Source organism: Winogradskyella aquimaris (genome assembly GCF_042676105.1).
GTDB classification, from domain to species: Bacteria; Bacteroidota; Bacteroidia; order Flavobacteriales; family Flavobacteriaceae; genus Winogradskyella; species Winogradskyella aquimaris.
On sequence record NZ_JBHTJQ010000011.1, the window covers coordinates 24,990 to 37,276 of the forward strand.

15 protein-coding genes are annotated in these 12,287 nt (G+C 34.1%); 9 read left to right on the forward strand and 6 right to left on the reverse strand.

Annotation, left to right across the window (positions count from 1 at the left end; genetic code table 11):
* Positions 1 to 38: 38 nt before the first annotated feature.
* Genes ACFQ1K_RS09405 through ACFQ1K_RS09420 form a run of 4 tightly spaced genes read right to left on the reverse strand, consistent with a single transcriptional unit; the run spans position 39 to position 2,948 of the window.
* The gene (locus tag ACFQ1K_RS09405; RefSeq protein WP_320556030.1) at positions 39 to 887 is read right to left on the reverse strand and encodes a DMT family transporter; all 849 of its coding nucleotides are present in this window, start codon (positions 885 to 887) and stop codon (positions 39 to 41) included.
* Complete coding sequence (locus tag ACFQ1K_RS09410; RefSeq protein WP_320556029.1) at positions 884 to 1,495, reverse strand: HAD-IA family hydrolase; 612 nt, start codon at positions 1,493 to 1,495, stop codon at positions 884 to 886. The genes ACFQ1K_RS09405 and ACFQ1K_RS09410 overlap by 4 nt, the downstream gene beginning before the upstream one ends.
* Positions 1,488 to 2,492, reverse strand: a complete 1,005-nt coding sequence (ribD, locus tag ACFQ1K_RS09415; protein ID WP_320556028.1) for a bifunctional diaminohydroxyphosphoribosylaminopyrimidine deaminase/5-amino-6-(5-phosphoribosylamino)uracil reductase RibD — start codon at positions 2,490 to 2,492, stop codon at positions 1,488 to 1,490. Before ribD ends, ACFQ1K_RS09410 begins: the two co-directional genes overlap by 8 nt.
* A complete protein-coding gene (locus ACFQ1K_RS09420) occupies positions 2,493 to 2,948 on the reverse strand; it encodes a hypothetical protein (RefSeq protein ID WP_320556027.1) in 456 nt (151 codons plus the stop codon).
* A 65-nt stretch (positions 2,949 to 3,013) separates the two neighbouring features.
* Between ACFQ1K_RS09420 and ACFQ1K_RS09425 the strand changes: the two genes are divergently transcribed.
* The 5 genes from ACFQ1K_RS09425 to ACFQ1K_RS09445 all read left to right on the forward strand — a co-directional run bounded on the left by ACFQ1K_RS09425 (position 3,014) and on the right by ACFQ1K_RS09445 (position 7,824).
* Positions 3,014 to 3,505 (forward strand): GNAT family N-acetyltransferase, encoded by a 492-nt coding sequence (locus ACFQ1K_RS09425; RefSeq protein WP_320556026.1) that lies wholly within the window; start codon positions 3,014 to 3,016, stop codon positions 3,503 to 3,505.
* Between the two features lie 2 nt (positions 3,506 to 3,507).
* Positions 3,508 to 4,410 carry a peptide chain release factor N(5)-glutamine methyltransferase gene (prmC, locus tag ACFQ1K_RS09430; RefSeq protein ID WP_320556025.1) on the forward strand — a complete coding sequence of 301 codons (903 nt, stop codon included), beginning with the start codon at positions 3,508 to 3,510 and terminating at the stop codon, positions 4,408 to 4,410.
* A 1-nt stretch (position 4,411) separates the two neighbouring features.
* Positions 4,412 to 4,993 carry an LOG family protein gene (locus ACFQ1K_RS09435; RefSeq protein WP_320556024.1) on the forward strand — a complete coding sequence of 194 codons (582 nt, stop codon included), beginning with the start codon at positions 4,412 to 4,414 and terminating at the stop codon, positions 4,991 to 4,993.
* A gap of 1 nt (position 4,994) precedes the next feature.
* On the forward strand, positions 4,995 to 6,989 hold the full coding sequence (gene ligA, locus ACFQ1K_RS09440; RefSeq protein WP_320556023.1) for an NAD-dependent DNA ligase LigA: 1,995 nt from the start codon (positions 4,995 to 4,997) through the stop codon (positions 6,987 to 6,989).
* Between the two features lie 106 nt (positions 6,990 to 7,095).
* Complete coding sequence (locus ACFQ1K_RS09445) at positions 7,096 to 7,824, forward strand: hypothetical protein (protein WP_320556022.1); 729 nt, start codon at positions 7,096 to 7,098, stop codon at positions 7,822 to 7,824.
* Between the two features lie 78 nt (positions 7,825 to 7,902).
* Here ACFQ1K_RS09445 and ACFQ1K_RS09450 read toward each other — a convergent pair whose 3' ends face one another.
* A complete protein-coding gene (locus ACFQ1K_RS09450; protein ID WP_320556021.1) occupies positions 7,903 to 8,814 on the reverse strand; it encodes a bifunctional metallophosphatase/5'-nucleotidase in 912 nt (303 codons plus the stop codon).
* The gene (locus tag ACFQ1K_RS09455) at positions 8,814 to 9,539 is read right to left on the reverse strand and encodes a 5'-nucleotidase (protein WP_320556020.1); all 726 of its coding nucleotides are present in this window, start codon (positions 9,537 to 9,539) and stop codon (positions 8,814 to 8,816) included. The genes ACFQ1K_RS09450 and ACFQ1K_RS09455 overlap by 1 nt, the downstream gene beginning before the upstream one ends.
* A gap of 101 nt (positions 9,540 to 9,640) precedes the next feature.
* On the opposite strand from ACFQ1K_RS09455, the gene ACFQ1K_RS09460 reads away from it, so the two are divergent.
* From ACFQ1K_RS09460 to ACFQ1K_RS09475, 4 genes are all read left to right on the forward strand, one after another.
* Positions 9,641 to 10,159, forward strand: a complete 519-nt coding sequence (locus ACFQ1K_RS09460) for a DUF6913 domain-containing protein (protein WP_320556019.1) — start codon at positions 9,641 to 9,643, stop codon at positions 10,157 to 10,159.
* Positions 10,159 to 11,043, forward strand: a complete 885-nt coding sequence (gene dapA / locus ACFQ1K_RS09465) for a 4-hydroxy-tetrahydrodipicolinate synthase (protein ID WP_320556018.1) — start codon at positions 10,159 to 10,161, stop codon at positions 11,041 to 11,043. The genes ACFQ1K_RS09460 and dapA overlap by 1 nt, the downstream gene beginning before the upstream one ends.
* Positions 11,044 to 11,151: 108 nt before the next feature.
* Positions 11,152 to 11,949 carry an outer membrane protein assembly factor BamD gene (locus tag ACFQ1K_RS09470; protein ID WP_320556017.1) on the forward strand — a complete coding sequence of 266 codons (798 nt, stop codon included), beginning with the start codon at positions 11,152 to 11,154 and terminating at the stop codon, positions 11,947 to 11,949.
* 10 nt (positions 11,950 to 11,959) lie between these two features.
* Positions 11,960 to 12,286 (forward strand): DNA-directed RNA polymerase subunit omega, encoded by a 327-nt coding sequence (locus ACFQ1K_RS09475; protein ID WP_320556057.1) that lies wholly within the window; start codon positions 11,960 to 11,962, stop codon positions 12,284 to 12,286.
* The last annotated feature ends 1 nt before the right edge of the window (position 12,287 follow it).

A 12,287-nucleotide genomic window follows, 5' to 3' on the forward strand; every position in this document is an offset into this window, starting at 1 on the left:
ATCATTACTCGGTACTATTGTAGTGATGGTTTTTTTATTTAAAGTATTACTAAAACAATTGAAATTAAGGCTAAGCCAATTCCAAGCCAATTTTTATATGATATCAGTTCTTTAAAGACCAACAAACCAATTAGGCATGTCATGGCTACAATAGCCACATTGTTTATAGTAAAGACTGAGGAAGTCTCAAAACCTTCCACTCTTAAGGCTTTTAATAAGAAATACATTGAAGAATAATTGACTAAACCTAATGCAATTCCGAAAGGAATGCTTTTGCGATTAAAACGTTGCTTAGTTTTAACTGATTTTAAACCCACTAATGCAAATCCAATAATACCCGCGCTTGCAAAAATAATAGATAAAAATAATGGCATATTGCCGTCTGGAGCAAAATGGTTGACGCTTGTTTCAATGATTCCTGACCCTAAGAATAGTACGATTGGCAGATAAATGGACCTGGTTAGCCTAACATTGCTTTTTGGTTTTATCGATGCCAATACCACAGCCGCTAAAGCAAGTATAATTCCTAATATTTTGTAAAATCCAACGCTTTCTTTGTAAATTATTATTCCGAATAAAACCGGTATAATCACACTCATCTTACTGGCCACGGAAGCTACAGATAAACCATTTTTTTGTGCGGTGAGTGCCATAACATTAAAAATGGCAATAAATAAAAAGCCCAAAGCAAGTGCCACATAAAACCATGGTTCGCTTATAAAATAGTTCAGCTGAATGGGTTTCTGGTATAACAATAAACCACATGTGCTCGCTGTTATATAATTGTAAACAATAGCTTGCAAAGTGTTTACATTGTGTTTATTAAAAAGTTTAAATAGCACAAAAATAGCGGTAGAGGACAGGACACTTAGTATTAAAAAAATCAAAAGTAGATGTTTTTAAGATTAAACAAATCGATGACATCTTCTCGAGTTTCATCTATATTCCACACCTTAATCCCTAAAGATTCGGCCATATCTGTATTTTCCTTGGTATCATCTACAAAAAAGCAGTGTTCTGGATTGAGATTATTGTTTTCCAAAACAAAATCAAAGACCTCCTGATTAGGCTTTCGCAGTTGAATTTCTTGCGACAAATAAAATGCATCAAAACAACCTTTGAATTCCTCATAAAAACTAATATTAGACTTTATGTAGTCTATATGCATATCATTAGTATTGCTTAGAAGTATGATTTTATAACGATTTTCCTGAGCTATTTTTTGAAGGAATTCCAATCGATATTTTGGAAAATCTCTAAGAATATAATTCCACGCTTTAACGATTTGTTGGTCTTCTAAGTATGGAAATTTTAATTTGTAAAATTCAATAAACTCTTCGGTTGTAATTTTACCAACTTCATACAGCATATTAGTGGTAATCATGTCCTTTTCAAAGGTCTCCATCTTAAACAAATTAAGTGCGTTTTGCATTGCACCTTGCTTGTCTAGATTGATAAAAACATCACCAAAATCAAAAATCAGTGTATCAATCATTCCTATAAATTTTCAGACAGTCATCATTTATATGTTGTTCAGAAACCAACCTGCCCTTGAACTTAGGGGCTTTTAAACCCTCTCTAAATTCAGTTTTACCAATAAACAGCCTCGCTTCGTCCCATAAATCTTCATCAATAAATGTTTGAAGCGTTTTTGCACCACCTTCAACAATAACAGAGTTTATATTGCCTTGATATAACTTACGGCATATTTGAGAAGCTAAGGGCTCATTAATGCTTAGTTCTTTATTGATAAGTTTAATGGTTTTTGCAGAAGTATCAAATATCCGATAATTGTCATTTAATTTATTGTTTAGATCCAAAACAATTCTTACAGGGTTTTGTCCTTCATAATCTCTAACCGTAAGACTCGGATTGTCATCTACAACGGTCTTGGTGCCAACTAAAATACTTTGTTCTTCAGCGCGCCATTTATGAACTAATTGCCTGGAGTAAATGTTCGTAATCCATACAGGTTTTCTATCATTTTTATGTAATGGTGCAATAAAGCCATCTTGGGATTGTGCCCATTTCAAAATAACATATGGTCGTTTTTTGTTATGAAAAGTAAAGAAACGTTTAAGGTGTGCTTTGCATTCCTTTTCTAAAACACCAACAATAACATTGCAACCATGCGCTTTTAGTTTAGCAATACCTTTACCAGCAACTTCGGGATTATCATCTACACAGCCAATAATTACATTTGGAATGCCGTGTTTTATGATTAAATCGCTACATGGAGGTGTTTTTCCGAAATGGCTGCATGGTTCTAATAATACGTAAATAGTACTGTACTTAAGTAGTGATTTGTCTTTTACGGCATTAATGGCATTTACCTCGGCATGTGGTCCTCCGTATTCACTAGTAAATCCTTCACCAATAATTTTGTTGTTATGTACAATTAAAGCACCTACCATTGGGTTTGGTCTTGTGGTACCCAATCCATTTTTAGCAATTTGCAGACAGCGTTTTATATAATATTCGTGGATTTGCAACTATAATTTAATTTTTACGTCTTGCGTTTTATCAATTTCATAAGTAGACGAATAGCCCAAAATCTTGTACTTGATATCACCTTTATACTGAATCTTTATTTTCTGCGAGAGCAGACTTCCAAGTAACCCACTTAGGTTGTCCTTATTTATAATACTATCTGTCGCAACAGATACAGTAAGTGGAATTTTAAACATGGCTTTGGAAGGGACATTAAATTCCTTTGAGCTAAACGTAGCGATTTCCCTATTGTTTATAAATACCTTTAAGGCATCTGTTTGCAGAATGCCACCAACGTCATTTGGATTAGAGAACTCAGCATTGGCACTTATCGTAATGTTCTTAATATTAGAGTCCAAGACCTCAATGTTATCAAGACCAATAAACTGAGGTTTTTCTCTAAACGTACAGTTAAAAACAAGTGAACAAATCACTAAAATCAGCAAGGTTCTTTTCATCCTAAAAAAGTAATTATAGCTATCTTCATACCCAAAAAAATTACCGTATATAAATTTTTAATAAGGTGGGTAAAGATACCATAGTTATTCGAGAAATTGAACAAAAGGACGACCCTAAAATCGCAAAGGCGATTCGTAGTGTTTTGATAGAAATGGGTGTGCCTAAAGTGGGTACAGCTTATGAAGATTTGTCTTTAGACTGCATGACAGAAACCTATAACAAGCCCAAAGCTAAATATTTTGTATTGGCAAGTGGTAGTGAGATTCTTGGTGGTGCTGGCATTGCTCCCCTAGAAAACTATAGTGGTAATGTTTGCGAATTGCAAAAAATGTATTTTATGCCAAGCATAAGAGGAAAAGGCTTTGGACTTAAGATGATGACAAGATGTTTGGATTTTGCAAAATCAGTTGGTTACCAACATTGCTATTTAGAAACGATGCCTTATATGGATGATGCCAGAAAATTATACAAAAAAGTAGGCTTTGAATTTATAGATAAACCTATGGGGGATACAGGGCATTATTCATGCACAGTTTGGATGCTAAAAACACTCTAAGATTGAAAGCAAAAGATTTAAAGAACATATTTCATGACCAATTAGACGCTTTATATGGCAAAGAAGAAGTGTCTAGCTTTTTTTATCTAAGCATAGAGCATCATCTTAATGTAGATAGAATTCAATTAATATTAGATCCTGAATTTAACTTGACTAAGCCTGAAACCAAAACCTTGCTAGAGGTGCTTGAAGCACTAAAGCAGCAAAGGCCAATTCAATATATACTAGGAGAAACCGAATTTTATGGATTGACTTTTAATGTGAATAAAAATGTTTTAATTCCTAGGCCAGAAACTGAAGAACTCGTTGATTGGATCATAAAATGCCATGCTGAGCACAGTCGAAACAACAAGAATGCGATAAAGATTTTAGATATAGGTACTGGTTCTGGTTGTATTGCTATTTCCCTGGCAAAGCACATGCCAGAAGCTAAGGTTTTTGCGGTTGATTTATCAGAATCTGCGTTAAAAATAGCCAAAGAGAATGCGGAAGAGAATAATGTCAATATTCAGTTTGTAAAAGGTGATGCACTGAAATTGGCAGATGAGGATTTCTTCCCTATAGTGAAAGATGTCTCGCAGAGACAGAATGGATTTTTTGATATCATTGTGTCCAATCCGCCTTATGTACGCCAACTCGAAAAGCAGGAAATAAAACCCAATGTATTAAATAACGAACCACATTTGGCTTTATTTGTGGAAAACGAAAATCCATTAATTTTTTACAAAGCTATTTCTGATTTTGCTGTTGATAATTTGAAGTCTAACGGTTCGCTTTATTTTGAAATTAACCAGTATCTTGGACAAGAAACAAAGCAACTTTTAGTTGATGCTGAATTTAAAGCTGTTGAATTGAGAAAGGACTTAAATGGAAATGATAGAATGCTAAAAGGAACTAAAAAGTAATATGAAAAGTATATCAGTTTTTTGTGGAAGTAGCACCGGAAATGATGACGAAATTATATCTACAGCTTATGCTTTAGGTAGAGAATTGGCTCAAAAAAATATAACCCTTGTTTATGGTGCTGCTAAGATTGGTATTATGGGAAAAGTGGCAGATGGTGTAATAGAAAACGGAGGTGAAACCGTGGGTGTTATTCCATCATTTCTTAAGACCAAAGAAATTGTTCATGCCGCACTGACGGAACTGATTACTACTGACAACATGCACGATAGGAAAATTATTATGTATGAAAAAAGTGATGGTTTCATCATTATTCCAGGTGGTTTCGGAACTATGGATGAATTTTTTGAAATTACAACTTGGGGACAATTAGGCTTACACACCAAACCTATTGGAATTTTAAATATCAACGGGTATTACAATGCGTTGATAGAACAATGTAAAATAATGGTAGAACGAGGCTTTTTAAAACAAGAAAATTTAGATGCTGTTGTTATAGATACAACCATTGAAGGACTTTTAGATAAAATGAATAATTACAAGCCATTGCCAGCACCAAAATGGTTAAATAAAGAAGGATTATAGAATGGATATTAAATCTAAGATTGAATCTTTAAGAGAAGAACTACGTCAACACAACTATAGTTACTACATACTCGATAATCCTACAATTAGTGATTACGAGTTTGATATGAAATTAAAAGAACTTCAGGCTTTAGAAGATGCCCATCCAGAATTCTATGATGCTAATTCACCAACAAAGCGTGTAGGTGGTACTATTACCAAAAACTTCAATACGGTTGTTCATGATTTTCGAATGTATTCTCTTGATAATTCGTATTCAAAAGAGGATTTGACGGATTGGGAAAAACGGATAAAAAAAATGATTGATGGAGATGTCCAGTATACTTGTGAACTCAAATATGATGGTGCCTCGATGAGCCTTACTTACGAAAACGGAAAACTCATTAGAGCGGTAACCAGAGGGGACGGTGTGCAAGGAGACGAGGTGACGGCCAATGTTAAAACCATAAATACCGTACCACTTCAACTGAAAGGTGATTATCCAGACCGGTTTGACATAAGAGGAGAAATTGTTTTGCCGATTGAAGGATTTTTGAAAATGAATGAAGAACGTATTGCAAACGAAGAAGAACCATATCGAAATCCTAGAAATACGGCATCAGGAAGTCTTAAGCTGCAAGATAGTTCCGAAGTGGCCAAGCGCCCTTTAGAATGTTTATTGTACAGCATAAAAGGAAATAACCTTGATATCTCAACGCAATTTGAAGGTTTAGAAAAAGCGAGGGCTTGGGGTTTTAAGGTGCCGAACGAAGCAAAATTGGTAAATTCTATAGATGAGGTTTTAGACTATGTGAATTACTGGGAAAAGAATAGGTTTAGTTTGCCATATGAAATAGATGGTGTAGTGGTTAAGGTGAATAGTTTGTTTCAGCAGGATGAGTTAGGTTATACAGCTAAGGCGCCACGTTGGGCCATGGCTTATAAGTTTAAAGCTGAACAGGTGTCTACAAGACTAAACCATATTACCTATCAAGTGGGTCGCACTGGTGCCATTACACCAGTTGCCAATTTAGAGCCCGTACTATTGGCGGGTACTATTGTAAAGCGTGCGTCTTTACATAATGCCGATCAGATCGAGAAGTTGGATATCAGGGAAGGTGATGAGGTGTTTGTTGAGAAAGGAGGAGAAATAATTCCTAAAATCATTTCAGTGGATTTTACAAAACGACCAGTGGATTCTAAACCAACGATCTACATAACACATTGCCCTGAGTGTCAGACAGAGCTTGTTAGGCCTGAAGGTGAAGCAAAGCATTATTGTCCTAACTACAATGGTTGTCCACCACAGATTATAGGTAGAATTCAGCATTATATTTCCAGAAAAGCAATGGACATTGAGGGGTTAGGTGGAGAAACAGTTGCGCTTTTGGTAAATGAAGGATTAATTTCAAACTATGCCGATTTATATGATTTAACCGTAGAACAAGTTATCCCATTAGAGCGTATGGCAGAAAAGAGTGCTGAGAATTTAGTAAAGGGGATAGAGGCTTCCAAGCAAATTCCATTTGAGCGTGTTTTGTTTGCCCTAGGAATTAGATATGTTGGTGAAACGGTTGCCAAAAAGTTGGCCAAGCACTATAAGTCAATAGATGCTTTAATGTTTGCGTCTGTTTTAGATTTGGTTACTGTAGATGAAATTGGAGAACGTATTGCAGAGAGTGTTGTGGAGTTCTTTTATTCAGAAGAAAATAAAATGATTATAGATCGATTAAAGAGGTATGGTGTGCAATTGGAAATCTCGGCAGAAAAATTAGCTAATCAAACAGATAAATTAAAAGGGCAAACCTTTGTGGTTTCTGGTGTGTTTGAAACTATATCTCGTAATGACCTTAAAAAACTCATTGAAGATAATGGTGGTAAGGTGTCGTCATCAATATCTTCAAAAACAAATTATGTTGTTGCAGGTGACAAAATGGGGCCAAGTAAACGCACAAAAGCAGAAAGTTTAAACATTAAAATTCTTACTGAACAAGAGTTTTTAGAACTTTTGAAATAAATTCCTACATAAAATCTGGTTTTTTATCGATAAAAAGTATTTTTTTATCGTTTAATTGTATATTTTTTATATATTCGCTTCGTTAATAAGGGATTAATTAATGTTAGTGAATAAAATCTTAAAGGTATTGCTTTTGCTTTTAGCTGGAGTCTTAATTGTACTTCAAGGTTTAGCGTTAGAGGCTGAAGGTACTGTTGTTGGCACAATAACGCTTATTCTGCTTGCACTTTTATATAAACGGGTTACCGAAGATAAATCGTTTTATTTTCAGGCATTTTTAGTTCTATTTACAATTGGGCATATATTTAGTTGTATAGGCTGGTATGGTCCAATGATTGAAGACGATGGTATTGATTACTATTATTATGGTGCCAACATTATGTATATAGCCTCTTATCTCATGTTCATTTTAAAAATTATTAAAGCGATTGATTTTAGGAGTGCTTACAAGGAGCTTGCCATACCGATCATCGTACTTTTAATTTTGGATGTTTTTTGTGTGGTTATTGTTTCGGATACAACTAAAACATCCCTATCTGCTTATGAATATGCTTTGGAATTTATTTATAATAGTGTAGTGATGTTGCTACTTTCTGTTGCGTTAATTGATTATTTATATAGAAATGATAAGAAGTCAATGTTGTTTTTAATCGGATCTATTTGCATAGTTTTTTCTGAGATTATCCAGCTGGCTTATTACTATATAATTGATGACAACTATCTAGGGTTTGTTTACTCATTCTTTTTGGTGGTAGCATTTATTTTCTTCTTTCTTAAGTCCCAAGTCGATTACACAGGGCCTCAACCTGTCTTCTTGGATGTAGATGATAATTGAGAGACTTAATTTTGTTTATACATGTAAAGAGTCAGTGAATACATAATTTTCAATGATGTTTTTATTCATCAAAAAGCATCAAACAATTATAGTTGTACCATCTGAATACAATGGTTTACCTTGTTCGAAATAGAAATCAATCTTACCAAGGTACAAACCATAAGCCCCAACTTGATTGACAAGGACGTTTTTACCTATACTGTTTTTTGATATTGTTGGTTTTGGCAAGAAGGTATGCGTATGACCACCAATAATTAAATCTATATCCTTTGTTGCTTTGGCTAGACTCAAGTCACATACCCGATCTGGATGCTTTTCGTAATAATAGCCAATATGCGATAAACAAATAACTAAATCACAAGCTTCATCCTCTTTCAAAATTCTAGACATATCCTGTGCAATTTCAATAGGATTGTTATAAACAGTTTCCTTGTACATTTTTTTATCCACTAAACCTTCAAGTTGAATCCCAAGGCCAAAAACACCAATTCTTACACCATCTTTTACAAGGACTTTATATGGCTTAACATGCGTATCCATTACAGTATTTGAAAAGTCATAGTTGGCTGAAACAAATTCAAATTTAGCGTGGGGTAATTGTGCATAGAGACCATCTATGCCATTATCAAAATCGTGGTTTCCAATGGTAGCTAAATCGTAATTGAGCATGCTCATTAATTTGAACTCTAGCTCTCCACCATAATAATTAAAATATGGTGTACCTTGAAAAATATCACCGGCATCAAGAAGAATGGTATTTGGGTTTTCTTTTCGAATATTTTCAACCAAGGTTGCTCGTCTTGCTACACCACCTTTGTTGGCATTTCTTTTATCGTTAGGCCCAAAAGGATCTATATGGCTATGGACATCGTTTGTATGTAGTATGGTAATATGCTTTCTTTTGGTATTGCATGATTGTAGGCTTAATGTACCTAAACCAAGTAATGCTGTAGCCGCTGTTGTTTGTTGTATAAAGTCCCTTCTTTTCATTATTCTGCTTTTAACTTGGTAAAACGATTATCAATTTTTGGACGAATGGTATCTACCTTTTTAAAGTGATCAATTAATACATTTCTTATTTTATAATCTAGTGTATATAAGCTATCATTAGGTTGAAAGAATGTCATACGATCACCACCATTATACAAATAATCATTGGTGGCTACATAATAGGTTTTGGTTTCGGATACAGGCTGGCCACTAATTAATGCCTTTTTGATATTAAAGTTTTCGTCTAAGGTTAATTCAATCTGATTTGAAACAGGATGAGCGCGTTTAGCTTTAGAGAGGTAATCTAACAATTTATTGATTTGTGTGCCATTTAAGGCAACAACTACTACCGAATTTTCAAATGGCATAACTTCATAAGCTGTTCTTGTTGTAATATTGCCTTCTGAAATAATAGCTCTAATACCACCGTGGTTAAGTAAAACAAAATCTATATTCTTACCCGTACGCTTATAAAATATAGGGTTACTTTCACTAAAAACGGCATCTGCCATAAAGTTACCAATAGCAGTATTCAATTCGCCATCAGTTTTAGAATAGGTTTCAGGAGCATAAGATATTATACTGTCTAAATTTTTATTCACATTATTTCTGTAAGGTGAAATGAAGTCCTCAATTTCTTTATTTGCAGTTATATTTTCGTTAATATCCAAGCGATTACCTTCAATTCTATTTGGTACATCCTTGCACGAATAAACTAGGTTCAAAAAAAGAATTATTAAAAGTGATTTTTTAATCATTGTTTTAGTTGAATAGTAATTAAAAAATGGTTGTGCTTTGTTAAATTTGCATTAAAGGCTAAAGATAAATGATTTTAAAGGCATTTAAGGAAAAATCAAATCAAAAATATGTAAACAAATTATTGTCGGCGCGCAAAGCTGTGGTGAACAATAATAAGGTTAAGGTTATTGCGGTTTTACTTAATGCAAATGAGTTTGAAGACTTTGAAGTTTTTAGAAATTATTTTAAGGAACTAAATTTAAATTCTCCAAAACATAAAATTGTCGCCTTTACAAATGATGATAAGTATGAGGGTAGTCAATGGGAAACCTATTTTACACCTAAACATTTTGGATGGAAAGGAAAAATCAATAATATAGACTTAAAAGCATTTATAGATGAGCCTTTTGATGTTTTGGTAAGTTATTACAAAAATGGAGTACAGGAGCTGGACTTAATTACGGCTGCATCAAAAGCCAATTTAAAAGTTGGCCTTAGTAGGAGAGATGAGCGGTTGTACGATTTAATCATAGATATAAATCCAAAAGACATACAAACATTTAAAACAGAGTTAAAGAAGTATTTAAATATTTTAAATAAATTATAATGACCAAATTTATAGGGACAGGTGTTGCTTTAATTACACCATTTAAGAAAGACTTGAGTATTGATTTTGAAGCTCTAAAGCGATTGGTAGAATACAATATAGATAACGGTACAGAGTACTTAGTTATTAGTGGAACTACAGGTGAGAGTGTTACGGTTACAGCAGATGAAAAGAAAGAGTTGATAAAGTTTATATCACAAGTAAACAAGGGTAGATTGCCGCTAGTATTGGGAATTGGTGGTAATAATACCATGTCTGTTATAAATGAAATAAAGACAACGGATTTATCTGAAATTGATGCGCTTTTGTCAGTTTCCCCGTATTACAGTAAACCAACACAAGAAGGTATCTATCAACATTTCAAAGCCATTGCCCAGATATCTCCAAAACCAATCATATTATACAACGTTCCAGGAAGAACATCGTCTAATATGCTGCCGGAAACAACTATAAGACTCGCTAAAGATTTTGAAAACATCATTGCGGTGAAAGAAGCGGGTAATAACGTTCACCAATATTTAGAATTGTTGAGGACCAAACCTGACGATTTCCTAGTGATATCTGGTGATGACGATTTAGCTTTAGGTATAGCTTTAGCAGGAGGTTCTGGAGTCATTTCGGTTATTGGCCAGGCCTTGCCAAAAGAATTTTCTGAGATGATTCGTTTAGGAATTGCTGGTAAAGCCAAAGAAGCCTACGAAATACACTTTGACTTAATGCCAATGACACGATTAATATTTTCCGAAAATAATCCTGCTGGTATAAAAGCGGTTTTAGAAGCGCTCAAAATTTCTGAGTCTTGTGTACGTTTACCGCTTGTTGAAGCTACTGATAAGCTAAAAATTGAGATAAAAAAGGCACTAAAAGATTTAGGTAAAAGTTAAACTTACCATAAATAAGGATTGGCGGACTTAAGCAGGTTTATTTTAGCATATAATTTTTGTTTTTAAAATCCGTTAATAATGCATACTTTTGCATCCTGTTTAAAATTTATGAAGCAAGCAACATACATACTTTTCGCAGCCATCCTATTGGTATCATGTAGTGATTTTCAGAAGGCCTTAAAATCTGAAGACATTGCTAAGAAATTTACAATGGCTGACGAGTTGTATGAGGTAGGAAAGTGGAGCAAATCTAAAAGATTGCTAGATCAAATTCTGCCAAAGTATAGAGGAAAGCCACAGGCAGAAAAGTTAACTTTCATGCATGCTAACTGTTCTTACGAAATGGGAGACTATTACATTGCAAGTTATCATTTCGATAAATTTACAGATGTCTATCCCCAAAGTGAAAAGGCTGAGGAAGCTGCATTTAAATCGGCAAAAGGGTATTATTTTAATTCACCGGTTTATTCAAAAGAACAGAAGGAGACTGTAGAGGCCATAGAAAAATTGCAGTTGTTTGTAAATACTTATCCTAAGTCAGAGTACCTACCTGAAGCTAATGCACTAGTTAAGGAGCTGGATTTTAAATTAGAGAAGAAGGCATTTGAAATTGCTAAGCAGTACGATTTGATAAGAGACTATAAAGCTTCCATTAAATCATTTAATAACTTTCTGTTAGAATTTCCTGGGTCGTCTTTAAGAGAAGATGCCTTGTTTTACAGGCTTGATGCGGCACACAATCTAGCAGTTTTGAGTATAGATGATTTAAAAGAAGAGCGAATCAATGATGCTCTTGGGTATTACAATGCGCTTTTAAGGGCATATCCAAACTCTAAATATTTGGAGGAAGCCAATACAAAGAAAGAAGAATTAGAAAAAGAATTGAGTACATTTACAAAAAGTTAATCATTATATGATGGATTTAAAAAAGACAGATGCTCCTGTTACAACAGTTACCTACAACAGAAATGAGGTGGATGCGCCAACGGATAACATCTATGAAGCTATTTCTGTAATAGCTAAACGCGCAGAGCAAATTAATACAGATATTAGACGTGAGTTGATTGATAAACTTGAAGAGTTTGCAACTTACAATGATAGTCTTGAAGAAATTTTTGAAAACAAGGAACAAATAGAAGTTTCTAAGTTTTATGAAAAACTACCTAAACCACACGCCTTAGCAGTAAAGGAATGGTTAGACGGTAAGATTTACCATAGAAATACTGAGGATCCTCAGCAATAAT